This window comes from Achromobacter mucicolens (assembly GCF_029866465.1).
GTDB classification, from domain to species: Bacteria; Pseudomonadota; Gammaproteobacteria; order Burkholderiales; family Burkholderiaceae_B; genus Achromobacter; species Achromobacter mucicolens.
Genome location: NZ_CP123364.1, coordinates 877,473 through 900,932, shown reverse-complemented (window position 1 = coordinate 900,932; position 23,460 = coordinate 877,473). Strand labels below are relative to the sequence as shown.

The following is a 23,460-nucleotide window of genomic DNA, read 5'->3' as shown; positions in this document are numbered from 1 at the left end:
CATCGGGGCGCGCCGCCTGCCGCGCGTCAGCCCTTGGGCGTGAAGGCCATCATGGCGCGCTCGACGTCTTCCACGTCCGGCAGCCCCGCCTCATTGCCCAGATGCTGGATCTTGTGCGCCGAGGCCGCGCGCGCGAACGTGAAATGCTCAATCCAGGGCTGCTCCGGCCGCGTCAGGTAGGACCACACGTAGGCGCCGTGAAACACGTCGCCAGCCCCCGAAGTGTCGATGATCCGCGAGGCGGGCACATCCAGCGAAGGCAGCGTGTCGACGCGACCCGTTTCGTCGTACCAGAGCATCCCGCGCTCGCCCATCGTCACCGCGCCGATGCGGCAGCCGCGCGCCTTGAGCAGGTCCAGCAGGCCCTCGGGCGGCAGGTTCAGTTGTTCGCACATGCGCTCGGCGCACACGGCCACATCGATGTAACGCAGCAGTTCGTCGGTGTTCTCGCGCACGCCGCCTCCGTCCAGTGACGTCAGCACGCCGGCCTGGCGGCACGCCCTTGCGTAATGCAGCGCGGCATCGGGCTGATGGCCGTCCAGATGCAGCGCGCGATAGCCGGCGATGTCCAGGCGGGGAAAGTCGTTCAGGTAGTCGGCATCGCGGGCGCGCAGGATGGCGCGCTTGCCGTTGTTGGGCATGATGAACGACAGCGACGACCGCCGCACATGCCGCGCGTGCAACGTGACGCCATGCGCGGCGGCCATGTCCGTGTACATGTGACCCAGCCAGTCGGGCGCCAGGGAACAGATCAGATCGGGCGGCAATCCCAGCCGCGCGCAGGCAAAGGCCGCCGTGACCGCGTTGCCGCCGAAAGACACCGCGTAATCGCGCGCCACGCTTTTCTGGTCGCCCGTGGGCCACTCGTCGGCCAGCACGGTTACGTCGATGTAGGTATGTCCGATAAAAAGCGCCTCGCCCATGGGCCCGCCCTGTCAGTTGCGCGCGGGGCGCCTCGGTATGGTCTGGACGAGGCGCCGGCGCGAGAATCAGCCGCGCGCGGACTCGCCCGCCTGCGCCAGCACCAGACGCGCCCGTGCGATGACGGGCGCGTCGACCATCTTGCCATCCAGCATGAACGTGCCCGCGGCCGTGTCGCGGTGCGCGGCGACAACGCGCCGCGCCCAGTCCAGTTCCTGCTGCGCCGGCACGAACGCGGCGTGAATGACCGGAACCTGCGTGGGATGGATGCACAGCATCCCGCCGAACCCCATCTGCTGCGCGCGACCCGCGGCGGCCGCCAGGCCCGCCTGATCCTGCACGCCCGGAAAAACGCCGTCCAGCGCAGGCGCCAGACCCGCCGCGCGCGTGTGCAACAGCACCTGCACCCGCGCGTGGTCCAGCACCGTTTCGGCGCCCGGCGTGTCGGGCGTCAGGCCCATATCCAGGCCGTAGTCCAGGCTGCCGAACGCCAGCCGCGCGACGCCAGGGGTCGCGGCGATCTCGGCGGCATTGAGAATGCCCTGCGCGGTTTCAAGGATGGGGATCACCGGACAGCCGGCCTGCGCCGCGTGCCGCACCTGCATCATGCTTTCGGCCTTGGGCAGCAGGATGCCCGCCACGCCGGCCTTGCCGCGGCAGGCCTTCAGATCGTCGTCGTGCCAGGAGGTGGAGGCGTCGTTGATGCGAACCCAGAGCCGGGCCTCGCGATGCATGCCCAGGAAATCGCACAGGGCTTCGCGGGCCGTCGCCTTGGCCAGGTGTTCCACGGCGTCTTCCAGGTCCACGATGACGGCGTCCGCACCGGCGGCCAGCGCTTTGGGGATGCGCTCGGGCCGCGAGGCCGGCACAAACAGGGCGCTACGAACGACGGGATGTGTCACACGACCTCCGAGGCATGGAACTGCGCCACCTGATCCGGCGCGTATCCCAGTGATGCTAGCACCGCATCGGTGTTTTGGCCCACCGCAGGCACCGCGCCCATGCGCGGCGCGAACGCGTTGCTGCTGGCGGGCGGCAGCAGCGCCGGCAGCACGCCGGCCGGGCTGTCGACCTCGCTCCAGCGCTGGCGCGCCTGCAATTGCGGATGCGCCCACACGCCCGCCATGTCGTTGACCCGGGCATTGGCGATCTGCGCGTCTTCCAGGCGCTGCGTCACCTGCTCGATGGACAGGTCCGCAAACGCCGCCACGATGAGCGCGCGCAGGGCGTCGCGGTTGGCGGTGCGCAGCGAGTTGGAAATGAAGCGCGGGTCTTCGGCCAGATCGGCCTGGCGCAACACCTGAGCGCAGAAGACGCGCCATTCGCGTTCGTTTTGCAGGCCCAGCATGATGGTCGACCCGCCGCCCACCGGGAACGGCCCGTACGGATAGATGGACGCGTGGGCCGCGCCCGCGCGAACGGGCGGCGCCGCGCCGTCGAAGGCGTAGTACATGGGAAAGCCCATCCACTCGACCATGCTTTCGAGCATGGAGACGTCCAGGCGGCTGCCCACGCCGGTGCGCTGGCGCAGCAGCAGCGCGTTCAGGATGGCCGAATACGCGTACATGCCAGCAGCGATGTCCGCGATGGAACACCCCGCCTTGACCGGATCGTCCTTCGTGCCGGTGACCGACAGGAAGCCGCTTTCGCTCTGGATCAGCAGGTCGTAGGCCTTCTTGTCCTGGTAGGGACCGCCCTCGCCGTAGCCCGAGATGTCGCAGACGATCAGGCGCGGATGCTTCGCGTGCAGCGCCTCGAAGGACAGTCCCAGACGCGCGGCGGCGCCGGGCGCCAGGTTCTGCACCAGCACATCCGCCGATTCCAGCAGGCGGTCCATGATCCCGGCCGCTTCGTCGCGCTTCAGGTCCAGCGTCAGGCTCTCTTTGGAGCGGTTGGTCCAGACGAAGTGCGAGGACAGCCCGCGCACGCGCTCGTCGTAGCCGCGGGCGAAGTCGCCCGTGCCCGGACGTTCGATCTTGATGACGCGCGCGCCCATGTCCGCCAACTGGCGGGTGCAGAAAGGCGCCGCGATGGCGTGTTCCAGGCTGACGACGGTGATGCCGTCCAGCGGGCGGGAGGCCTGCATGTTCATTCGGTGAACCTCAATTCGGCTTGGTGGGCGAGCGTGCCGTCCTGCTCGGCCCAGAGCTGGGCGACGCCCGGCTCGGACAGGCGGCCGGCAACCTGGAAAGGCGCGGGGGAAATCAGCGGGCGCAAGCCGCGGTAGGCCAGGTGCGTGAGACGGGCCTTGGTATGGGCGCGGACAAACGCGGCAACCATCTCGGTGGCGATGAGCGGACCGTGCACGACGAGGCCGGGATAGCCTTCGACGCCGGTGACGTAGGGGTGGTCGTAATGGATGCGGTGGCCATTGAACGTGACCGCCGAATAGCGAAACAGCAGTACGGAAGTGGGATTGACCGTGTCGCGCCATTCGGCCTGTGGCGCGGGTTCGCTGCCCGTCAGCTTGGGCGGCGAGGGCTGGCGGTACACGATGTCCTGCTCTTCCAGGATGGCCACCTCGCCAGACTGCCGGTATTCGTGGCGCACGGTCACGAACAGCAAGGCCCCGGTGCGGCCCGCCTTCTCCTTGACCTCGGCCACGGTGGAGACGCGCTCGGCGGGCACGCCGACCTTGAGCGGCTGGCGGAATTCCACCCGGCCGCCGGCCCACATGCGGTTGCGGTCCTGCGCGGGCGGCAGGAACCCGCCGCGCGAGGGATGCCCATCCGTCCCCAATCCATCCATGCCGACCGTGGCAATGAAGAACGCCCATTGCCACAGCGGCGGCAGGTCGTCTCCCTGGGCCGGCACCGGTCCGCCCAAGGTGGCGGCGATACGCGCGGCGTGGCCGGGATCCATGGCGTCCGCCTTGCGCTCGCCGCTGCCGATCCATGCGGCCGGATCTGTAGATGTCATGCCGAGTTCCTCTGGTGGTGTTTTTACAGACTGAAGCATGCCCGCAAGCCCTCTGCGCTGTGAATTCGTTTTTCCTCAAGGCGGGGTTTGCTGCGCCTGAATCGGCCATCCGCGCCCCGGCCGGCCGTCGCAAATCGATCCCTATCCCGAATGGCCGCCCCCCGGCGCCACGCCGTAATATATGGACCATGCACTTCGACCTTGCCGACCTCCGACTGTTCATCCACATCGCCGAATCCCCCAGCCTGACGCAGGCGGCCAAGCGGGCGCATCTGTCCCTGGCCGCGGTCAGCGTGCGAATCAAGGCGCTGGAGAACCAGCTCAATTCCCGCCTGCTCTACCGCGACAGCCGCGGTGTCGAGATCACGCCTGCCGGGCAGAAACTCTTGCAGCATGCGCGCGTCATCATGCGGCAGGTGGACCACCTGAAGCACGATTTCCAGGAACAGTCCGACGGCGACGCGGGCCACATCCGCATCTTCGCCAACACCACCGCCGTCACCGAATTCATGCCGGACATCCTGGCGCAATTCCTGTCGGGCCACCCCGGCGTCACGGTGGACCTGCAGGAACGCCTGACCCGCGACATCGTGCGCGGCGTGCTGGACGGCACCACCGACCTGGGCATCGTCGCGGGCCCGGTGGATGCGCCGGAATTGCAGACCATCCACTTCAGCACCGACCGCCTCGTGCTGGTCGTGCCCAACGGCCATCCGCTGCAGGATCAGGACAAGGTCAAACTGGCGGACGCCGTGCGCTACCCGTTCATCACCATGCACGAAGGCTCCACGCTGGTGGCCTTTCTGCGCGACCAGCTCGAACGCGTCGGCCAGCGCCTGCCGCAGCGCATCCAGCTCTACAGCTTCGACTCGATCTGCCGCATGGTGCAGGCGGGTGTGGGCATCGGCGTCATTCCCGACTCGGCCGCGCGCCGTTACGGGTCGGAGACCAAGCTGCAAGTCGTCGAGCTGGACGAACCCTGGGTGGTGCGCGAGCGCAAGCTGCTGGTGCGCGACATCGACGCCCTGCCCGGCTGCGCGCGCGAACTCATCGATCAGATCCAGACGCCGCGACAAGCCTGAATCCAGCGCGACTGCTTTTCCGGGGCGCCTTTTTTCCGAGGCGACATTTTTCGCCGCGCCTCATTTGCCCGTGAACGCCGGCGGCCGCTTTTCCGCGAACGCGCGCATGCCTTCGAGGTAATCGTCGGTGTACCCCAGTTCGCGCTGCAGCCCGCATTCCAGATCGAACTGCTGCGCCAGCGTGTTGCCGCTGGACGCCTGCAGCGCCGCCTTCGTGGCCGCGTAGGCGCGCGTGGGGCCGGCGGCCAGCGTGTCCGTCACCTGCCCGATCGTGTCCGCCAGCGCCGCGTCCGGCACGACGCGCCAGATCAGTCCCCAGGATTCCGCCTGCGCCGCCGACACCGGTTCGCCGAAGAGCGCGGCCCCCATCGCGCGCGCCGATCCCACAAGGCGCGGCAGGAACCACGTTCCACCCGCGTCGGGCAAGAGGCCGATCTTGCTGAACGCCTGCACAAAGCGCGCCGATTCCACCGCGAACACCACGTCGCAGGCCAGCACCAGGCTTGCGCCCGCGCCGGCCGCCACGCCGTTCATGACGCACACCACCGGCACGGGCAAGGCGCGCAGGCGGTTGATGAGCGGCCGGTAGCACTTGTCCAGCATGACGCTCAGGTCCCGGCGCGAGCCGTCCTCGGCGGGCTTGCGTTCACCCAGATCCTGCCCGGCGCAGAATCCGCGGCCGGCCCCGGTGATCACGAGCCCGCGCAGGCCCGCGTGCCCTTCCAGCAGGTCCAGCGCGCGCGACAGCTCGCCGTGCATCACCTCGGTGAAGCTGTTCATGCGCTCGGGCCGGTTCAGCGTGATGACGCCTACGCCGCGATCCAGCGTGAACAGGATCTGCGTGAAGGCCGGTGCGTGCGCGCTCATGCCAATTCCTCCAGAACGGCCAGTTGCTCGGCGGTATCGCCCATCAGTTGATCGGCCGCGGTCAGCCGCTTGAAGTAGTCGCCCACCTCCAGTTCGTCCGTCATGCCCATGCCACCGTGCAACTGCACGGCCAGCTGCGCGACCAGGCGCCCGGCGCGGGCGGCCTCGAGCTTGGCCGATGCGATCATGCGGCGCCGCTGCGCCGCGTCGGATTCCGTCAGCGCCGCGACGGCCACATAGGCCATCGACAGCGCAAGCTCCTTGGCCACCAGCATTTCGGCCAGCCGGTGCTGCAAGGCCTGAAACGACGCCAGCGGCTGGCCGAACTGCTTGCGGGTCTTCAGGTAATCGACCGTGATTTCCAGCAGGCGCTCCATCGCCCCTGCCGCGTGCGCGCACAGCGCGGCGGTGCCCCACTGCAAGGCCTGCGCCAGCGCGTGGTCGGCCGCCTCGCCTTCTGCCAGCAATGCCTGCGCGGGAACCGGCACCGCGTCCAGGTCCAGCCGCGCGCAGCGCGCGCCGTCCAACGTGGGCGTATCCGTCACACGCACGCCGGCGGCATCGGCGGGCACCGCCAGCAGGGCCGTCTGGCCGTCCTCGCCCTTTGCACTGACGAACCACGCATCGGCGGCCGCGCCGTGCCACACCAGATGCTTGGCCCCGTCCACCCGCCAGCCTTCAGGGGTGCGGGCAACGCGGCAGTCCTGCGGGCCGGCGGCGTAACGGCGGCCGGGCTCCTGCCACGCCACGCTGACGATGGCCTCGCCCGACGCAATGGCCGGCAGCCAGCGCCCGCGCGCCGTCTCGCCGCAGGCGTCGGCCAGCGCCGCGCCCATCACCGCGCTCGGAATGACCGGCTCGGACACGAGCCCCCGCCCCAGCTCGACGTGCACCGGCAGCAGGCTGGCGGGCACTTCGCCGAAGCCGCCGTGATCTTGCGAGATGTTCAGGCCCAGCACGCCCAGTTCGGCCAGCGCCTGCCACGCCTGCCGGTCCAGCTTGCCCGCGGCCTGCCGGGCCCGCCGCTGCGGAAAGGTCCATGCCTGGTCCACCAGGCGGCGCAGGCTGTCGGCCAGCATGCGCTGTTCTTCGGTGTAGATGAAATCCATGCGTCGTGTTCCTGTCGAGGTTGCGCGGCGGGCCTACACGCCCAGCACCAGGCGGGCGATGATGCCCTTCTGCACTTCGGTCGTGCCGCCGTAGATCGAGGTCTTGCGCATATCCGCGTAACCGGCGCCCGCGGCCGCGGCCATCTCCGGACCCGGGCCATGAAACGCATTGCCGGCCTCCATCCAGTCCGGGTCGTACGGCCACGCGTCCGGCCCCGCGACCTCCATCTGCAGCATGGCCAGGTCCTGCTGGATCTCCGAGCCGCGGATCTTCAGCACCGACGCCTCCGGGCCCGGCGTGCCGTCGTTGCTGGCGGCCACGCGCAGCAGCAGCATCTCCAGCGCCATGATGTCGACTTCGATGCGGGAGATGCGATCTCGCATGCGGCTGTCCTGCAAGAGCGGCTTGCCGCGCGTTTGCGCGCGCGCCGCCATGTCCTTCAGGATGCCCAGTTCGCGGTGGCAGTGGCCCAGGCCCGCGATGCCCGTGCGCTCGTGGCCCAGCAGGTACTTGGCGTAGGTCCAGCCCTGGTTTTCCTCGCCGACCAGATTGGCGGCCGGCACGCGCACGTTTTCCAGCCAGACCTCATTGACGTCGTGACCGCCGTCCAGCGTGCGAATCGGCCGCACCGTGACGCCCGGCGAACGCATGTCGATAAGCAGCATGGAGATGCCGCGTTGCGCGCGCGCCTCGGGGTCGGTGCGCACCAGGCAGAACATCCAGTCGGCGTATTGGGCAAGCGTGGTCCAGGTCTTCTGGCCATTGACGACGTATTCGTCGCCATCGCGCACGGCGCGCGTCTTGAGCGACGCCAGGTCCGACCCCGAACCGGGCTCGGAATAGCCCTGACACCACCAGTCCTCTACGCGGATCATGCGGGGCAAGAAGCGGGCCTGCTGCTGCGCGCTGCCGTATTTCATCAGCACGGGGCCGATCATCGACAGGCCGAAAGGCAGCAGCCGTGGCGCGCCCGCCTTGAAGCATTCCACTTCGAAGATCAGGCGCTGCAAGGCGTTCCAGCCCGTGCCGCCGTGTTCGACCGGCCAGTTCGGCGCGCCCCAGCCCTCATCGGCCAGGACGTTGTGCCAGCGCACGTAGTCGTCGCGCTCCAGCCGCTGGTGCCGCAGCACCTTGGCGCGGATGTCCTCGGGCAGTTTGTCGGCGGCGAAGGCGCGCACGCGCTCGCGGAATTGGCGCTCTTGCGGCGTCCAGGTCAGGTTCATGGTCCACCTCCTTTACCCGGTATCTAGCCACGGCGCGCACGGCCGGACAATCTGCCTCTTCCGAAGACGGGCTTCGCGCTGCGTGTAGGGCGCGCCGCCCACTACGGATTGGCAAAAGTCCTGCTTCAGCAATGAAGAATGGCCGAAGCGGGTGGCAGTGCGGACACTAGGGCCTGTTCCGTTTCACCCGATCCACTGGAATCCCATCGCACCATGACTGCTCCCGATCAGACGGATGGCGTGTCGCAAGGCGTCGAGGCGCAGTACCGCCAGGCGCTCGACGACGGCCGCTTCCTCATCCAGCATTGCGCCGGCTGCGACCGCGCCGTGTTCTATCCCCGCATGATCTGCCCGCACTGCGGCGCGGACAAACTTGACTGGGTCACGCCCGACGGACGCGGCACCGTCTATTCCACCACCGTCGTGCGGCGCAAGCCCGACGCGGGCGGCGACTACAACGTGGCGCTGATCGACCTGCAGGAAGGCGTCAGGCTCATGAGCCGCGTCGACGGCGTGGCGCCGGACGCGGTCCGCATCGGCATGGGCGTGCGCGCGCAAGTGATACAGCAAGACGGGCGCGGACTGGTGGTTTTCGTGCCCAACAAGGAGGCGCCATGACGCTGAACGAATTGCGCGGCGCCGTCGCGGTGGCCGGGGTAGGCCACGCGGGGCTGGGACAGGCCGCAGGCTTTACCGAAATGGAAATCCTGGTCCAGGCGGCGCAGCGCGCCGTCGCGGACGCGGGCCTGACGATGCGCGACATCGATGGCCTGTGCACCGCCAGCGTCGCGGCCCCGATGTGGGCCATGCCGGTGATCGAACACCTGGGCATCCGCCCCACCTTCATTGACAGCACCATGCTGGGCGGGTCCAGCTTCGTGGCGCACCTGATGCCGGCGCTGCATGCGCTGGCCTCGGGCCAATGCAACGCGGTGCTGGTCTGCTACGGCAGCACGCAGCGCACGTCCACGCTGAGCCGCGCCGAGATCGGACGCGTGCGCAAGCAGTTCGACCCGCAACCGTATGAAACGCCCTACGATCCGCTCAGTCCGCTGTCCTCGTATGCGCTGGCGGCGGCGCGGCACATGCATCAGTACGGCACCCGGCGCGAGGACCTGGCGCGCGTGGCGCTGGCGGCCAACCAGTGGGCGCAGCTGAACCCCGAAGCGCAATTGCGCGAACCGGCGACGCTGGATCAGATCCTGTCCGCGCGCATGGTGTCCGATCCGCTGAGCGTGCGCGACTGCTGCCTGGTCACTGACGGGGCCGGCGCCTACGTGCTGGTGCGCGCCGACCGTGCGCGCGACCTGCCGCGCCCGCCCGTGTACGTGCTGGGCAACGCGACGGCGGTGTGGAACCGGCAGATTTCTTCCATGGAAGACCTGACCGTCACGGCCGCCGCCGAATCCGGACGCCGCGCCTACGCGATGGCGGGCGTCGCGCCGCGCGACATCGACGTCGTGGAACTCTACGACGCCTTCACCATCAACACGCTGCTGTTCCTGGAAGACCTGGGCTTTTGCGCCAAGGGGGAAAGCCGCGACTTCATCGCGGACGGGGCCATTGCGCCCGGCGGCAGGCTGCCCGTCAACACCAATGGCGGCGGCCTGTGCTGCGTGCATCCGGGCATGTACGGCGTCTTCATCATGATCGAGGCGGTGCGCCAGCTTCGCGGGGAATGCGGCGAACGGCAGGTCGCGGATGCGCAGCTTGCGCTGGTGCATGGCAATGGCGGTACGCTGTCCAGCCAATCGACCGCCATCCTGGGCACCCAGGCAACCCTTTGATCCCCACGTATCAACCCATGTCTCACGCTGAATCGATCACCCGCATCCACGACGTCCTGGCGCTGCAGGCGCGCCGGCAGCCCGACGCCATCTGTCTGTACGAGGAAGGCGGCGGCACGCTGACCTATGGCCAGTTGTGGCAGCGGGTGCAGGATACGGCCGACTGGCTGCGCGGCCAAGGCGTGCAGCCCGGCCACCGCGTGATGATGGTGGGCGAGAACTGCACGGCGATGATCGCCACGCTGTTTGGCTGCGGCGTGGCAGGCGCATGGCCGGTGGGCGTGAATGCGCGACTGTCGGCGCGCGAGGTCGAGAACATCCGCCACCATGCGCAGCCCGAATTGGTGCTGTACACCAGCGGCGTGTCGACGGCGGCTGCCGCGCACGCCGCGGCGGCGGGCGCTTCCGATGCCGACGCTGCTGTCTGGGGGCCGGGCATCGCAGCCGCACGCGCGCCCTCTCCCACGCAGGCCGAGACCGGCGATCTGGCCGCCGAGGTGGCCACGGTGATCTACACGTCCGGCACCACGGGCGCGCCCAAAGGCGTGATGGTGCCGCACCGGGGCCTCGTGCATTTCGCGCGGGTGTCGGCGGCTTCGCGCCGCCTGACGCCGCACGATATCGGCTATGCCGCGCTGCCCATGTCACACATCTTCGGCATCGCAACCGTGCTGATGGCCACGCTGCATGCGGGCGCCAGCCTGGTGCTGCGCAGCCGCTTCGATCCGCAAGACGTGTTCAAGGCGCTGACGCATCCTGGCGTCAGCATCCTGCAGGGCGTGCCGACGATGTTCAGCCGCCTGATGGCCGCGGCGCCGCCCCGCGCGGAACTGCGTGCGCCGGCCCTGCGCTACCTCTACACCGGCGGCGCCGCGCTCGACCCGACGCAAAAGCGCGACGCGGAACGCTACTTCGGCGTGCCGATGCACCACGGCTACGGCATCACCGAATATGCGGGTTCGATGTTCATCACCGACATCGACGCGCCGCGCGACGACTGCTCGGCGGGTCATGCGGTGGAAGGCGTCGAGCTGCGCATCGGCAGCCCGGATGTGTTCCCGGACCCCGGCACGCGCGGCGACCTGCTGATCCGCGGCCCGGGCGTGATGCTGGGCTATTACCGCAACCCGGACCAGACCGCGCAGGCGCTGCTGCCGGGCGGCTGGCTCAATACGGGCGACATCGGCTACCTGGACGCAAGCGGCGCGCTGTTCATCGCGGGCCGGTCAAAGGACCTCATCATCCGCTCGGGGTTCAACGTCTACCCGATCGAGGTCGAGTCGGTGATCAATGCGTTTCCCGGCGTGCGCCTGTCCGCCGTAGTAGGCCGCGACACCGCCGATCACAACGAAGAAGTCATCGCGTTTGTCGAGCCCCTGCCCGGCGCGACGATCGACACGAATCTGCTGATGCTGCACCTGCGCGCCCAGCTTGCGCCGTACAAGCGGCCGGCACAGATCATTCCCATCGAGACGATTCCCACCACCGTCAGCGGCAAGATCCTGAAGCAGCCGCTGAAAGAAAGGCTGGCGTAGGCGCGGGCTGACGTTCCGCTCCACGACCGGCCACCCATGCACAAGGAGACAAGAGCGTGAACATCAAGACCCTTATTGCCGCGGCCGCCGCCGTGGCTGCGCTGGCCGGCGCCCAGACCGCGACGGCACAAACGTATCCGGACCGTCCCATCCGCCTGCTCGTGGGCTACGCGCCGGGCGGTCCGGTCGACACGACGGCCCGCGTCTTCGCCAAGTATCTGGGAGACAAGCTGGGGCAGGCGGTGGTGGTGGAGAACCGCGCGGGCGCCAGCGGCATGATCGCGTCCGACGCCACCGCCAAGGCGACGCCGGACGGCTACATGCTGGGCTTTGCCGCCAGCCCCACGCTGACGATGTCGCCGCTGGTCCAGCGCAGCACGCTGTTCGATCCGCGCAAGGATTTCTCGCTGATCGGCCTGGTGGTTGATTACGCCAACGTGCTGCTGATCGGCCCGCAGATTCCAGCCAAGAACGTGGGCGAACTGGTGACCTACGCGCGCGAGCATCCGGACGCGGTGTCGTTCGGGTCGGCGGGAATCGGCGCCTCGAATCACCTGTCGGCCGAGCTGCTCAAGAAGCAGGCGCAGGCGTCTATGCTGCACGTGCCGTATCGCGGCAATTCGCCGGCGATGATGGACGTGGTGAGCGGCAAGGTGACGTTCATGTTCGACATCACGAGCACGGCCATTCCGTTCATCAAGAGCGGCAAGGCGCGGGCGCTGGCGGTGACGTCCAAGACGCGCAATCCCGAATTGCCCGACGTGCCGACGATGAGGGAGGCGGGCATGAAGGACTACGAGGTGGTGGGCTGGTATGCGCTGGTCGGTCCCAAGAAGCTGCCCGATGCCGTCACCGCGCGTCTGACCCGCGCCCTGGCCGAGGTGTCGAAAGATCCCGCCTTCCGCCAGGCGATGACCGAAGGCGGCTATTCGATCAACACAGGCGATTCCCAAGCCCTGCAGGAACGCATCGACCGCGAGTACGCGTTGTGGTCGGACGTGATCCAGACCGCCAACATCCAGGCCAACTGACCTCCCCCGGAGCAACACGATGAATCCCCCGTCCGCCCTGCGCGACCAGATCCGCCTGCCTGTGATCGGCGCCCCGATGTTTCTGGTCTCGGGGCCGCAACTGGTGGTCGCGCAGTGCGCGGCGGGAATCATCGGGACGTTCCCGTCGCTGAACGCGCGACCGCAAGAGCAGTTGCACGCGTGGATCACGCGGATCGAGGACGGGCTGGCGGCGCGGCGGCTTGCCGCGCCGTCCGAGAAGGTGGCGCCGTATGGGGTGAATCTGATTGTGCATCCGAGCAATCCGCGCTGGCAGGGAGACCTTGCGATCTGCGCGGAACGCCGGGTGCCGCTGCTGATCACGTCGCTGCACGCGCCGGAGGCGGTGGTGAAGGTGGCGCATGCCTATGGCGGCCTCGTCTTTCACGACGTGACGAACGTGCGGCATGCAAAGCGGGCGCTGGATGCGGGGGCCGATGGGCTGATCCTGGTTGCCGCGGGCGCGGGCGGACACGCGGGGCAAATCAATCCGATCGCGCTGGTGAACGAGATCCGGGCGTTCTACGACGGGCCGTTGGCGCTGTCGGGGTGCATCAGCCACGGGAAGGACATTCTGGCTGCGCAGGTGCTGGGGTGCGATTTTGCGTACATGGGGACGCGGTTCATTGCGACGCAGGAGTCGTTGGCGGGAGATGCTTACCGGGAAATGGTGATGGCGGCGCAGGCGGCTGATGTGACTTACACGCCGTACTTCTCGGGGGTGCCGGCTAATTATTTGTCTGAGAGCATTCTGGCGGCGGGGTTGGATCCTGTTGTGTTGGCCAGCAATGGCGTGGCCCCGCCGGCGAACATGGACAAGAGCTCGCGGCCGAAGGCTTGGAAGGATGTCTGGAGTGCTGGGCAGGGCGTGGGGGCTGTGCAGGAGGTGTTGGCTGTGGCGGAGTTGGTGGCGCAGTTGGAGGGGGAGTATCTGGGGGCTATTGCTGCTGTGCCGGGGAAGGGTTGAGTTCTTTTGACGCCCGGCGCGGCGTCGGCCTGGGGCGCGCGGGGCTACGATTGCGGTCCGGAGCCTTCGCTCCGGACTGCCCCTTCGTCAACCTTGTATGGTGTGGATGCGTCTTTCGAAGAAGAAAGGCGCTGGGGTAAGGGACGTTGTCAACCATCAGCCGGTTGCACCCGGACTGCCAGGACGAGAGCATCCCACCCCGCCTCACGCGTCGATAAGGAATCTAGCGGCCGAGACCGCCGATTGATCGCAAGGTAACGCCCGAGGCGTGGCTACCCCAGCGGACTTAACGTATCGCAGGGAGAGCTGTCATGCAAACTTCAGTCGTTTTTATTGGGGTCGATGTCGGCAAGTTTGAGCTTCAAGTAGCCGCGTCTGACGGAGAGATCGTGACGGGCGTCTTGCCTAACAATCGCTCCAGCATCGTGGGCTGGTTAAAGCGTCTGCCGGCCCCTAGTGTGATCGCCATGGAAGCCTCAGGAGGCTATCAAGAGCTCCTGGCTCGTACGGCGCATGAGCGTGGATTTGAGGTTTATGTCCTTAATCCGACCCACGTCCATCATTACGCCATCTCTTTGGGGAACCGCGGCAAGACAGATCGACTGGATGCCGCCGTCATCGCGCAATACATCGCGCAGCATCACAAAAAACTGCATCGTTACGAACCGATATCTCCAGAATTGCAGGAAGTCAGAGCACTTCAGGCGTTGAGATCGACGGTGGTCCGAGTGGGCACATCCTTGCGATTGTCGGCTCAGCGACATGGTTGCGTAAGCAGCCATCAGAAGAAGGCTCTCGCAAGTTTGACGGCGTGGTCAGATCAGCTCGAACGGGAAATGATTGCCAAGATTAAGGCCCAGAGTGACTGGGCCAAGACATACGGTCTGCTCACCGGCATATGCGGCATAGGACCGATAACCGGCGTTGCCCTGACGAGCTTGTTCAGCCGGATCGACTTTGCCAGCAGCGATGCGGCGGTCGCCTTCTGTGGCCTGGATCCGAGGCCGCACGAATCCGGAAGAAAAGTCGGTCGCCGCCGACTAAGCAAGCAGGGCGATAAGGCGGCGAGGACATTGCTCTACAACGCGGCTAGCTCAGCGGCGCGCACGGCACAATTCAAGGATTACTACGCCATGCTCAGGGCTCGAGGGCTGGCCTCGACTGCCGCCTTGGTCATAATTGCCCGCAAACTCTTGCGGATCGCATACGGGGTATGGCGAACAGGCCAACCCTTTGATCCAGAGAAATTGCGACCGTCAATTACTTGACCGAGACCATAGAATCTCGTCCGCCTTCGGCTCCCTTCGGTTTCCCTCGGGCGCATCTACACGCCCCGCGCACCCCAGGCCGACGCCACGCCGGGCTCCGGTGGTTTGAACTTGGCGGTCGCTGGGGTGGGTGGGGTTCTTTAGGTTCTTGCCTGCGTTTGCGCGGGTTTGGAGCTTCTTGCGGGGCCCGCGCCCGGTTGGCCGCGCGGGCGGCCTCCGGGCGCTTACGCGGTGTCTTGCGTTCGCGGATGACGCTTCGCGCTCGCGGGGGCCGGTTCGAGATCGGGTATCTGCTCGCGGATATCTGCTCGGGTGTCTGACACCCTTGGGGCACAACGTATGCCCGACGGCAGTCTTCGCAGGGTGTCTGACACCTACTTCGCACCTACTCCCAGATGACACCGGTAAACTGCGCGGTCATGCGGCGCCGGTCGGCGGTCCGACTTGTACATCCTCTGGAGAGCTTCACACCATGATCCGTCTTCTGGTCCTTTCCGCTTCGCTGGCGATGGCTGGCAGCGCTGTTGCCGCACCCTCATTCAATTGCGCCAAGGCTTCCACGCCGGTTGAGAAATCCCTTTGCGGCAATTCCAGGCTTGGGGAACAGGATGCTGCGATTGCGCAGCAATACAAGGCTGTGCGCGATCAAATGGATCCAGAGTCGGCCAAGGCGTTGATGGCCGATCAGAAGTACTTTCTGAGCGTGCGTGACGCGGCCTACGCGGAACCGTACGTGCAAAGCACACCGTTCGAGGCGCTTACCGACACCATGCGTTACCGGCTGGCGTTCCTGAAGGCGATCAATCCCAAGCCGGCAGCGGGCTTTGTGGGCAAGTGGAAGAACATCGAAGGCGAGATCGAGATCACGCAGAATGCCCACGGCGAGCTGCTGGTGGCGGCCAATTCCGCGCGGCCCTATGACGGGCGCTGGGTGTGCGATCTGAGCGGCAAGGCGGTGGTGTCGGGCGACACGCTGACGGTGACCTATCAGGATGGGCCGCCTTGGGTGCTGACGCTCAAGCGCCGCGGCGCGGTGCTGGTGGCACGGGTGGCGCCGCCGCCGGGGGGCAAGGATGACGGTTTCGGGCCGCCGTTCTGCGGCATGAATGGCAACTTCCACGGCGACTGGTTCGCGGTGCGCTGATCGGCCTTTCTTGGGATGCTCGGGTGAGCCCCGCTGTGCTCACCCGCCGCGCACGGGTCATTCCAGTTTGATGTTTGCGGTCTTGATGAGGTCGCGCCACTTTGCGATTTCGTCGCGCACGAATTTGCCGAAGGCTTCCGGCGATCCGGGCTTGGGCTCGGCGCCGGCCGCGATCATCGCCTTTGCCGTGCTGTCGTCGGACAGCACTTTCACCATGTCCGCATTGATGCGCTTGACGATGTCGGGTGGCGTGCCTTTGGGCGCCATCACGCCGCTCCACGAGTAGGCCTCGTAGCCCGGCAGGCCAGATTCGGCGATGGTGGGGATGTCGGGCACCATGCTGGATCGCGTGGGGTTGCCGACACCCAGCGCGCGGATCTTGCCGCCCTTCAGGTGGGGCACGGCAGAGGGCCCGTCGGCGAACATGACCTGGACCTGGCCGCCGAGCAGGTCCTGCATGGCGGGCGCGCTGCCGCGGTACGGGACGTGCTGGATGCGCACGCCGGCCATGGCGTTGAAGAGTTCGCCGGCCAGGTGCGTGCCGCCGCCGGTGCCGGACGAGCTGAAGGACAGCTTGCCGGGATTCTGCTTGGCATAGGCGATGAGTTCGCCGACCGTGTTTACCGGCAGCGACGCGTTGACGACGAGAACGATGGGGAATACGGCGGCCATGCCGACCGGCACGAAGTCGGTGGTGATGTCGTAGCTGAGGTTGTTGCGCAGGCTGGGCAGCACGGCGTGGTGGATGGACGCGAAAAAGAAGTTGTAGCCATCGGGCTCGGCCTTGGCGGCAAATTGCGCGCCGACGATGCCGCCGGCGCCGGATTTGTTGTCGACCACGGTGGGCACGGACCATAGCTGGCCGAGCGGCTGCGTCGTGAATCGTGCGGTGGTATCCACCGGCCCCCCAGCGGGAAAGGGAACGATGAAGGTGACGGCGTGGCCCGGCCAGGTGGCGGCGCGGGCCCAGGAAGGAAGCATGGCGGCGGCGCATGCAGCGCCCAGCCCCGCGAGGACGCGGCGGCGGTCTTGATGGATCACGGCAGTCTCCTGAGTCTTGTTCTGGTCACGGTCAGGCCTTCAGCACTGCCACCCGCCGCGTTTTTTTATTATTTGCCGAATGCCGGGATACGCCGCTACGTATTTGCAAAAGCCCCTCTTTCGCGCGGGCTGAAGCAGGCATCGGATGTGCGCGTGCGCCCCTGTGGCGCGGCGCTACGGCGCATGGGCTACGGCATAGGGGTCAGGGCAAACCCCGATCTGAACAGGGCCTGCCGGCGCCGCGCTACTGGCCGCGCGCGGCCCGCTGCACGTGGCCGATGAAGCACTCGGCGAAGCTGGGCAGGTCGCGGCCGCGTTGGCGGCACAAGAGGCGATCGCGCATCGCCCACGCGTCATCCAGCTTGAGCACATGCAGCCCGTCGGGGCGGCTGTAGCGCGCCGCGCAGGCGCGCGGGACGACGGCGATGCCCGCGCCGGCCTCGACCATGCGGCAGACGGCTTCGAAACTGCCCACGTGCACGCGCTGGCAGATGCGCTTGCCCAGGCCGCTTGCAATGTCTTCAAGAAACGTCTGGATGGCGCTGTCCGGGTGGATGCCGACGAACTGGTAGGCATCGACCAGGTCGGCGAAGTGCGCGGTCTTCTGCGCGGCAAGCGGGTGGTCCAGCGACGTGACCACGGTGAGCTCGTCGCGAAAGAGCGGCGTGACGTCCAGGCCTTCGACGTCGATGTTGCCCGCCACGAGGCCCAGGTCCGCCGCGCCGGCGCGGATGGCGATGACGATGTCGCCGGAGATCTTTTCCTCGAGCTCGACGTCGACGTCGGGGTTCTCGGACAGGAACGTGGACAGCGCATCGGCCAGGAAGGAGTTGGTGGCGGTGGTGTTGGCCAAGAGGCGCAGGCGTCCCTTCAGGCCGCTGGCGTAAGGCTGCAGATCCGCGTTCAGGCATTCAAGCTGGCGAAAGACGGCGTTGGCGTGCTTGAGCAGCACCTCGCCTGCCGGCGTCAGCGCCACGCCCGTGGCCATGCGCACCAGCAGCCGGGCCTTGAATGCCTCTTCCATGTGCTTGACCCGCGCGCTTGCCGCCGGCAAGGACAGGAAAGTGCGTTCCGCAGCACGGGTCAGATTGAGTGTTTCGCCCACGTTCAGAAACAAACGCAGGTCCGTCAGATCATGTCTCATGTTCCACCACGCAGAAGGGGGGCATTTCTAATTTTGAATTCTTCGAATGCCGGGTCGAATCTACCATGAGGCCATGCCCATCAACCAGACGGGTTGATGCGGAACTGTTTTCCACAGACGGCGTGCGCGCCGCAGCACAGGAGTCAGAGGCAATGAGCGGCTTGGTATCCGGAAAGGTGGTGATCGTGACAGGCGCGGGCGGAGGGATCGGCCGCGGCGTTGCACTGGCGATGGCCGAGGCGGGCGCGAAGGTCGTGGTCAACGACATCGGCGTCTCGCTCACGGGCGAAGGCGGAGCGGACGGTCCCGCGCAGGCGGTCGTCAAGGAAATCGTGGACGCGGGCGGCGCGGCCGTCGCCAACACCGACAGCGTGGCGGCGTACGACAGCGCAAGCCGCATCGTGCAGACGGCCATCGATGCATTCGGCCGCGTCGATGCCGTGATCAACAACGCGGGCAATCTGCGCGACCGGGTTTTCCACAAGATGAGCGAAGAGGAATGGCGCCAGGTGATCGATGTGCACCTGAACGGCTCGTTCTACATGAGCCGCGCGGCAGCGCCCTACTTTCGCGAACAGGAATCCGGCGCCTTCGTGCACATGACTTCCACGTCGGGATTGATCGGCAATTTCGGCCAGGCCAACTACGCGGCGGCCAAGCTGGGCATCGTGGCGTTGTCCAAGTCGATTGCGCTGGACATGGCGCGCTACAACGTGCGCTCGAACTGCATCGCGCCCTTTGCCTGGAGCCGCATGACCAGTTCGATCCCCGCGGAAACGGACGAAGAGAAGGCGCGCGTCGAAAAACTGAAGAAAATGGAAGCCGGCAAGGTGGCGCCCATGGCGGTGTTCCTGGCCAGCGACGCGGCCAGCGAGATCACGGCGCAGATCTTTGCCGTGCGCGCCAACGAGATCATGCTGATGAGCCAGCCGCGCCCTTTGCGCACCGTGCACCACGGCGAAGGCTGGACACCGGAGCGCATTGCCGAAATCGCGGCGCCCGCCATGCGCAAGCACTTCTACGCGTTGGAGCGTTCGCCCGACGTGATCGATTGGGATCCCATCTGAGGCCGCCACATGCCGTTGGACTATGCAACCGTGAAGGACTGGCGCTTTGACGACGTGCGCCAGCGCTACGATCAGAAGGACACGATGCTGTATGCGCTGGGCATCGGCCTGGGGCAGGACCCCGAAGACACCGGCCAGCTTCGGTATGTGTACGAGAAGGACCTGCGCACGTTTCCGACGATGAGCGTGATCCTGGGCTACCCGGGGTTCTGGGTCAGCGACCCGCGCTCGACGGTGGACTGGGTGAAGGTCGTGCATGGCGAGCAGCGGCTGACGCTGCACGCGCCGCTGCCGGTGGCGGGCGTCGTCACGGGCAGGACGCGCAACACGCATGTCATCGACAAGGGCGCGGACAAGGGCGCCATCATCGTCAGCGAACGCACGCTGCACGACGAAAATGGCGAGTGCCTGGCAACCCTCCAATCCAGCACGTTCTGCCGCGGCGACGGCGGCTTTGGCGAGGGCGACGCCAGCCCGCAGGCCCTGCCCGCCGCGCCCGATGGCGCCCCCGATTCGCGGTGCGAGCTGCGCATTCCGCCCAGCGCGGCGCTGCTGTACCGGCTGAACGCGGACCGCAATCCGCTGCACGCGGATCCCGACGTGGCGCGTCAGGCGGGTTATCCCCGGCCCATCCTGCATGGCCTGTGCTCGTATGGCGTTGCCGCGCACGCCCTGGTCAAGACGTATTGCGACTACGACGCCGCGCGGCTCTCCAGCCTGAACACGCGCTTTTCGGCGCCCGTCTATCCGGGCGAGACGCTGCAATGCGATATGTGGCGCATGCCGGGCGGCCAGATCCGCTTCATCGCCCGCGCCAAAGAGCGCGGCATCGTGGTGATGAGCCACGGCACCGCGACGGTGCAATCATGACGCGCCCGCCTCCGCTTGACGGCATCCGCGTGCTGGACCTGTCGCGCATCCTGGCCGGCCCGTGGTGCACGCAGAACCTGGCCGACCTGGGCGCCGACGTCATCAAGATCGAACGCCCCCGCGTGGGCGACGACACCCGCGCGTGGGGGCCGCCCTACCTGAAGGACGGCAACGGCCAGGACACCAACGAATCGGCCTATTACCTCAGCGCCAACCGCAACAAGCGCTCGGTCGAAGCCGACATGGCCACGCCCGAGGGCGCGGCGCTGATCCGGGAGCTGGCCGCTATCAGCGACATCCTGGTCGAGAACTTCAAGGTGGGCGGTCTGGCCAAGTACGGGCTGGACTACGAAAGCCTAAAGCAGGTCAACCCGCGCCTCATCTATTGCTCGGTCACGGGCTTTGGGCAGGATGGGCCGTTTGCGCAGCGCCCCGGCTACGACTTCATGATCCAGGGCATGGGCGGGCTGATGAGCATCACGGGCGAACGCGACGACCTGCCCGGCGGCGGACCGCAGAAGGCGGGCGTGGCCGTCACCGACATCGTCACCGGCATGTACGCCACCGTGGCGGTGCTGGCTGCCCTGCAAGAGCGCCATCGCAGCGGCCAGGGCCAGCACCTGGACATTGCGCTGCTGGACAGCCACGTGGCCCTGCTGGCCAACCAGAACTCCAACTACTTCAACTCGGGCGTGGCGCCCACGCGCGCCGGCAACGCGCATCAGAACGTGGTGCCCTACCAGGTGTTTGCCGCCAGCGACGGCCACCTGATCGTGGCCACGGGCAACGAATCGCAGTACCGCGCCTATTGCCGCGCCATCGGCGTGCCCGAACTGGGCGACGATCCGCGCTTTGCCACCAACCGGCTGCGCGTCACGAACCGCGTGGAACTGATCGGGATCCTGACGGACATCATGCGAGAAGGCCGGCGCGACGACTGGATCGCCAAGCTGGAAGCGGTGGGTGTGCCGTGCGGGCCGATCAACGACATTGCGCAGGCCTTCGCCCATCCGCAGGCGCAGGCGCGGCAACTGCGGCGCGACATGCCGCATCCAGCCGGCGGCGTGGCGCCCGTGACGGCCAGCCCGCTGCGGTTTTCGGATTCGCCGGTCGTCTACCGGCGCGCGCCGCCGATGCTGGGCGAACACACCGAGGAAGTGCTGCGCGACGTGCTGGGTAAGTCGGCGCAGGCAATTGCGGCGTTCAGGGGTAAAGCGCAGGCGTGACGGCGCGTTGGAATCGCATCACGCCTTGGCGGCGACGGGCAGCCGAAACGGCGCGCCCAGCCGATTGAACGCATTCATTGCGGCAATCGTGATCGTGAGGTCGACCAGGTCCTTGGGCTCGAACGCGGCCGAGGCGGCGGCGTACGCTTCGTCCGAGGCGTGGGTTTCGCTCACCCGCGTGACCTCCTCCGCCCAGGCAAGCGCGGCACGTTCCTGGTCGGAGAACAGATGTGGCACCTCGTCCCATACCGGCAATAGCGTGATCTTGTCTACCGACATGGTTTTGCGCAGGTCGCGGCTGTGCAGGTCGATGCAGTGCGCGCAGCCATTGATCTGCGAGACGCGCAGAAAAACGAGATGAATGAGCTCTGCCGGCAGGTTCGTGCGTGTGGTGACGTAGTGGTGGACGCCAAAGAGCGCCTTCGCGCCGTCCGGTGCAATCTCTTGCCAGTTCATGCGGGTCATGTCAGTCCTTTGCTGTCGAAAAGTGAACCCCGCCACCTTACACGCCGGCGTATCGGTGAAACAGGTCCAAGAATCGGCAAATCGACTGATCCAAGATCGGCCCGGACTCCATAAAAAATTGGCCGCTGTTTCCAGCGGCCAATTCGTCTTCACTTAGGCAACGGCAACCGGGATCTTGCCGATCTTGGCCTGCCACTCCTTGGGTCCGGTCGTGTGGACCGAGGTGCCCTGGGCGTCCACCGCCACGGTCACCGGCATGTCCTTCACGTCGAACTCATAGATGGCTTCCATGCCCAGGTCGGCAAAGCCCAGCACCTTGGCGCCGCGGATCGCCTTGGACACCAGGTAAGCCGCGCCGCCAACGGCCATCAGGTAGGCCGAGCCGTGCTTCTTGATGGCTTCGATGGCGACCGGACCACGCTCGGACTTGCCGATCATCGAGATCAGGCCGGTCTTCTCCAGCATCATGTCCGTGAACTTGTCCATGCGCGTGGCGGTGGTGGGGCCGGCGGGGCCGACCACTTCGTCGCCCACCGGATCCACCGGACCCACGTAGTAGATGACGCGGTTGGTGAAGTCCACGGGCAGCGGTTCGCCCTTGGCCAGCATATCTTGGATGCGCTTGTGCGCGGCATCGCGGCCGGTGAGCATCTTGCCGGACAGCAGCAGCGTCTGGCCCGGCTTCCAGCTGGCGACTTCTTCCTTGGTCAGCGTGTTCAGGTCGACCTGCTTGGACTTGTTGTAGTCCGGCGCCCAGTGCACTTCGGGCCATTCGGACAGCGACGGCGGATCCAGGCGCGCGGGGCCCGAACCGTCCAGTTCGAAGTGCGCGTGGCGCGTGGCCGCGCAGTTCGGGATCATGGCGACGGGCTTGGAAGCCGCGTGCGTCGGGAACGTGTTGATCTTGACGTCCAGCACGGTCGTCAGGCCGCCCAGGCCCTGCGCGCCGATGCCCAGCGCATTGACCTTTTCGTAGAGCTCGATGCGCAACTCTTCCAGCTTGTTCTGCGGGCCGCGGGCCAGCAGCTCGTACATGTCGATGTCTTCCATCAGCGACTGCTTGGCCATCAGCATCGCCTTTTCAGCGGTGCCGCCAACGCCGATGCCCAGCATGCCCGGCGGGCACCAGCCGGCGCCCATCGACGGAACGGTCTTGAGCACCCAATCCACCAGCGAATCGCTGGGATTGAGCATCGCGAACTTGGTCTTGTTCTCGGAACCGCCACCCTTCGAGGCGATCTGCACGTCGACCTTGTCGCCCTGGACAAGCTCGACGTGCAGGATACAGGGCGTGTTGTCGCGCGTGTTCTTGCGCGCGAACAGCGGATCGTCCAGCACGGAAGCGCGCAGGGGATTGTCCGGGTTCAGGTAGCCGCGGCGCACGCCTTCGTCACAGAGTTCCTGCAGGGTGCGCTTGGTGTCAAAGCGCACGCTCATGCCGATCTTCAGGAAGACGTTGACGATGCCGGTGTCCTGGCACAGCGGACGCTTGCCTTCGGCGCACATGCGCGAGTTGGTCAGGATCTGCGCCATCGCATCGCGCGCGGCGGGGCTTTCCTCGCGCTCGTAGGCGCGCGCCAGGTGGCGGATGTAATCGACGGGATGGTAGTAGCTGATGAACTGGATGCCATCGGCTATCGACTGGATCAAGTCTTCTTCTTTAATGATGACGGACATGGCGGTTTGCAGGTCTGGATGGAAAACGTGAAAACGCGGCGGACGTTGCTGCCCGCCGCGCGAGGTAAAGCGTTATTTTTGCCGTGCGCCCGCCTGAA

General features: G+C 66.8%; 22 protein-coding genes. 11 read left to right on the top strand and 11 right to left on the bottom strand.

The window, feature by feature from the left end; genetic code table 11:
* Positions 1–26 precede the first annotated feature (26 nt).
* From QEP15_RS04040 to QEP15_RS04025, 4 genes are all read right to left on the bottom strand, one after another.
* Positions 27–923 carry a sugar kinase gene (locus tag QEP15_RS04040; RefSeq protein WP_180098870.1) on the bottom strand — a complete coding sequence of 299 codons (897 nt, stop codon included), beginning with the start codon at positions 921–923 and terminating at the stop codon, positions 27–29.
* A 66-nt stretch (positions 924–989) separates the two neighbouring features.
* Positions 990–1,823, bottom strand: coding sequence for an HpcH/HpaI aldolase/citrate lyase family protein (locus tag QEP15_RS04035; protein WP_280148477.1), 834 nt, complete (start codon positions 1,821–1,823; stop codon positions 990–992).
* Positions 1,820–3,013 (bottom strand): CaiB/BaiF CoA transferase family protein, encoded by a 1,194-nt coding sequence (locus QEP15_RS04030; RefSeq protein WP_082586256.1) that lies wholly within the window; start codon positions 3,011–3,013, stop codon positions 1,820–1,822. The genes QEP15_RS04035 and QEP15_RS04030 overlap by 4 nt, the downstream gene beginning before the upstream one ends.
* Positions 3,010–3,840, bottom strand: coding sequence for an HTD2 family dehydratase (locus QEP15_RS04025; RefSeq protein WP_280148476.1), 831 nt, complete (start codon positions 3,838–3,840; stop codon positions 3,010–3,012). Before QEP15_RS04025 ends, QEP15_RS04030 begins: the two co-directional genes overlap by 4 nt.
* 188 nt (positions 3,841–4,028) lie before the next feature.
* Between QEP15_RS04025 and QEP15_RS04020 the strand changes: the two genes are divergently transcribed.
* Positions 4,029–4,922, top strand: a complete 894-nt coding sequence (locus QEP15_RS04020) for a LysR family transcriptional regulator (RefSeq protein ID WP_142050828.1) — start codon at positions 4,029–4,031, stop codon at positions 4,920–4,922.
* 60 nt (positions 4,923–4,982) lie between these two features.
* Here the strand turns inward: QEP15_RS04020 and paaG are convergent, their stop codons facing one another.
* The 3 genes from paaG to QEP15_RS04005 are packed head-to-tail and all read right to left on the bottom strand — an operon-like array spanning position 4,983 to position 8,122.
* Entirely contained in the window at positions 4,983–5,789 is an 807-nt protein-coding gene (gene paaG / locus QEP15_RS04015) for a 2-(1,2-epoxy-1,2-dihydrophenyl)acetyl-CoA isomerase PaaG (protein WP_062840288.1), read from the bottom strand.
* Complete coding sequence (locus QEP15_RS04010; protein ID WP_280148475.1) at positions 5,786–6,898, bottom strand: acyl-CoA dehydrogenase family protein; 1,113 nt, start codon at positions 6,896–6,898, stop codon at positions 5,786–5,788. Before QEP15_RS04010 ends, paaG begins: the two co-directional genes overlap by 4 nt.
* 33 nt (positions 6,899–6,931) lie before the next feature.
* Entirely contained in the window at positions 6,932–8,122 is a 1,191-nt protein-coding gene (locus QEP15_RS04005; protein WP_175236742.1) for an acyl-CoA dehydrogenase family protein, read from the bottom strand.
* A gap of 213 nt (positions 8,123–8,335) precedes the next feature.
* Between QEP15_RS04005 and QEP15_RS04000 the strand changes: the two genes are divergently transcribed.
* The 7 genes from QEP15_RS04000 (at position 8,336) to QEP15_RS03970 (ending at position 15,872) form a co-directional block, all read left to right on the top strand.
* Positions 8,336–8,740 carry a Zn-ribbon domain-containing OB-fold protein gene (locus tag QEP15_RS04000; protein ID WP_062840285.1) on the top strand — a complete coding sequence of 135 codons (405 nt, stop codon included), beginning with the start codon at positions 8,336–8,338 and terminating at the stop codon, positions 8,738–8,740.
* The gene (locus QEP15_RS03995; protein WP_152383504.1) at positions 8,737–9,909 is read left to right on the top strand and encodes a thiolase; all 1,173 of its coding nucleotides are present in this window, start codon (positions 8,737–8,739) and stop codon (positions 9,907–9,909) included. The genes QEP15_RS04000 and QEP15_RS03995 overlap by 4 nt, the downstream gene beginning before the upstream one ends.
* Positions 9,910–9,926: 17 nt before the next feature.
* Positions 9,927–11,444 carry a class I adenylate-forming enzyme family protein gene (locus tag QEP15_RS03990; protein WP_280148474.1) on the top strand — a complete coding sequence of 506 codons (1,518 nt, stop codon included), beginning with the start codon at positions 9,927–9,929 and terminating at the stop codon, positions 11,442–11,444.
* A gap of 56 nt (positions 11,445–11,500) precedes the next feature.
* The gene (locus tag QEP15_RS03985) at positions 11,501–12,475 is read left to right on the top strand and encodes a Bug family tripartite tricarboxylate transporter substrate binding protein (RefSeq protein ID WP_152383502.1); all 975 of its coding nucleotides are present in this window, start codon (positions 11,501–11,503) and stop codon (positions 12,473–12,475) included.
* Positions 12,476–12,494: 19 nt separating this feature from the next.
* Complete coding sequence (locus QEP15_RS03980; RefSeq protein WP_056320953.1) at positions 12,495–13,460, top strand: NAD(P)H-dependent flavin oxidoreductase; 966 nt, start codon at positions 12,495–12,497, stop codon at positions 13,458–13,460.
* A gap of 311 nt (positions 13,461–13,771) precedes the next feature.
* Positions 13,772–14,728 (top strand): IS110 family RNA-guided transposase, encoded by a 957-nt coding sequence (locus QEP15_RS03975; RefSeq protein WP_280148205.1) that lies wholly within the window; start codon positions 13,772–13,774, stop codon positions 14,726–14,728.
* A 472-nt stretch (positions 14,729–15,200) separates the two neighbouring features.
* A complete protein-coding gene (locus QEP15_RS03970; RefSeq protein ID WP_280148473.1) occupies positions 15,201–15,872 on the top strand; it encodes a lysozyme inhibitor LprI family protein in 672 nt (223 codons plus the stop codon).
* Positions 15,873–15,929: 57 nt separating this feature from the next.
* Here QEP15_RS03970 and QEP15_RS03965 read toward each other — a convergent pair whose 3' ends face one another.
* Complete coding sequence (locus QEP15_RS03965; protein WP_056320948.1) at positions 15,930–16,913, bottom strand: Bug family tripartite tricarboxylate transporter substrate binding protein; 984 nt, start codon at positions 16,911–16,913, stop codon at positions 15,930–15,932.
* Between the two features lie 244 nt (positions 16,914–17,157).
* Positions 17,158–18,057 carry a LysR substrate-binding domain-containing protein gene (locus QEP15_RS03960; RefSeq protein WP_056320945.1) on the bottom strand — a complete coding sequence of 300 codons (900 nt, stop codon included), beginning with the start codon at positions 18,055–18,057 and terminating at the stop codon, positions 17,158–17,160.
* A gap of 152 nt (positions 18,058–18,209) precedes the next feature.
* Here QEP15_RS03960 and QEP15_RS03955 point away from each other — a divergent pair, with 152 nt between their 5' ends.
* Genes QEP15_RS03955 through QEP15_RS03945 form a run of 3 tightly spaced genes read left to right on the top strand, consistent with a single transcriptional unit; the run spans position 18,210 to position 21,220 of the window.
* Positions 18,210–19,124, top strand: coding sequence for an SDR family NAD(P)-dependent oxidoreductase (locus QEP15_RS03955; protein ID WP_056320944.1), 915 nt, complete (start codon positions 18,210–18,212; stop codon positions 19,122–19,124).
* A gap of 9 nt (positions 19,125–19,133) precedes the next feature.
* Positions 19,134–19,994 carry a MaoC/PaaZ C-terminal domain-containing protein gene (locus QEP15_RS03950; RefSeq protein WP_280148472.1) on the top strand — a complete coding sequence of 287 codons (861 nt, stop codon included), beginning with the start codon at positions 19,134–19,136 and terminating at the stop codon, positions 19,992–19,994.
* On the top strand, positions 19,991–21,220 hold the full coding sequence (locus QEP15_RS03945) for a CaiB/BaiF CoA transferase family protein (protein WP_280148471.1): 1,230 nt from the start codon (positions 19,991–19,993) through the stop codon (positions 21,218–21,220). Before QEP15_RS03950 ends, QEP15_RS03945 begins: the two co-directional genes overlap by 4 nt.
* Before the next feature lie 18 nt (positions 21,221–21,238).
* Here QEP15_RS03945 and QEP15_RS03940 read toward each other — a convergent pair whose 3' ends face one another.
* Both QEP15_RS03940 and QEP15_RS03935 read right to left on the bottom strand, forming a co-directional pair.
* The gene (locus QEP15_RS03940; RefSeq protein ID WP_262761198.1) at positions 21,239–21,685 is read right to left on the bottom strand and encodes a carboxymuconolactone decarboxylase family protein; all 447 of its coding nucleotides are present in this window, start codon (positions 21,683–21,685) and stop codon (positions 21,239–21,241) included.
* A 153-nt stretch (positions 21,686–21,838) separates the two neighbouring features.
* Positions 21,839–23,362, bottom strand: a complete 1,524-nt coding sequence (locus QEP15_RS03935; protein WP_056320934.1) for a fumarate hydratase — start codon at positions 23,360–23,362, stop codon at positions 21,839–21,841.
* Between the last annotated feature and the right edge of the window lie 98 nt (positions 23,363–23,460).

Excerpts from the sequence above, each read along its gene's own strand:
- QEP15_RS03990 (WP_280148474.1), top strand. The coding sequence starts at position 9,927 with ATGTCTCACGCTGAATCGATCACCCGCATCCACGACGTCCTGGCGCTG.
- QEP15_RS03945 (WP_280148471.1), top strand. The coding sequence starts at position 19,991 with ATGACGCGCCCGCCTCCGCTTGACGGCATCCGCGTGCTGGACCTGTCG.
- QEP15_RS03950 (WP_280148472.1), top strand. The coding sequence starts at position 19,134 with ATGCCGTTGGACTATGCAACCGTGAAGGACTGGCGCTTTGACGACGTG.
- QEP15_RS03995 (WP_152383504.1), top strand. The coding sequence starts at position 8,737 with ATGACGCTGAACGAATTGCGCGGCGCCGTCGCGGTGGCCGGGGTAGGC.
- QEP15_RS04020 (WP_142050828.1), top strand. The coding sequence starts at position 4,029 with ATGCACTTCGACCTTGCCGACCTCCGACTGTTCATCCACATCGCCGAA.
- QEP15_RS03970 (WP_280148473.1), top strand. The coding sequence starts at position 15,201 with ATGATCCGTCTTCTGGTCCTTTCCGCTTCGCTGGCGATGGCTGGCAGC.
- QEP15_RS03975 (WP_280148205.1), top strand. The coding sequence starts at position 13,772 with ATGCAAACTTCAGTCGTTTTTATTGGGGTCGATGTCGGCAAGTTTGAG.
- QEP15_RS04005 (WP_175236742.1), bottom strand. The coding sequence starts at position 8,122 with ATGAACCTGACCTGGACGCCGCAAGAGCGCCAATTCCGCGAGCGCGTG.
- QEP15_RS04040 (WP_180098870.1), bottom strand. The coding sequence starts at position 923 with ATGGGCGAGGCGCTTTTTATCGGACATACCTACATCGACGTAACCGTG.
- QEP15_RS03955 (WP_056320944.1), top strand. The coding sequence starts at position 18,210 with ATGAGCGGCTTGGTATCCGGAAAGGTGGTGATCGTGACAGGCGCGGGC.
- QEP15_RS03935 (WP_056320934.1), bottom strand. The coding sequence starts at position 23,362 with ATGTCCGTCATCATTAAAGAAGAAGACTTGATCCAGTCGATAGCCGAT.
- QEP15_RS04000 (WP_062840285.1), top strand. The coding sequence starts at position 8,336 with ATGACTGCTCCCGATCAGACGGATGGCGTGTCGCAAGGCGTCGAGGCG.
- QEP15_RS03940 (WP_262761198.1), bottom strand. The coding sequence starts at position 21,685 with ATGACCCGCATGAACTGGCAAGAGATTGCACCGGACGGCGCGAAGGCG.
- QEP15_RS04030 (WP_082586256.1), bottom strand. The coding sequence starts at position 3,013 with ATGAACATGCAGGCCTCCCGCCCGCTGGACGGCATCACCGTCGTCAGC.
- QEP15_RS04025 (WP_280148476.1), bottom strand. The coding sequence starts at position 3,840 with ATGACATCTACAGATCCGGCCGCATGGATCGGCAGCGGCGAGCGCAAG.
- QEP15_RS03960 (WP_056320945.1), bottom strand. The coding sequence starts at position 18,057 with ATGAGACATGATCTGACGGACCTGCGTTTGTTTCTGAACGTGGGCGAA.
- QEP15_RS03980 (WP_056320953.1), top strand. The coding sequence starts at position 12,495 with ATGAATCCCCCGTCCGCCCTGCGCGACCAGATCCGCCTGCCTGTGATC.
- QEP15_RS04010 (WP_280148475.1), bottom strand. The coding sequence starts at position 6,898 with ATGGATTTCATCTACACCGAAGAACAGCGCATGCTGGCCGACAGCCTG.
- paaG (WP_062840288.1), bottom strand. The coding sequence starts at position 5,789 with ATGAGCGCGCACGCACCGGCCTTCACGCAGATCCTGTTCACGCTGGAT.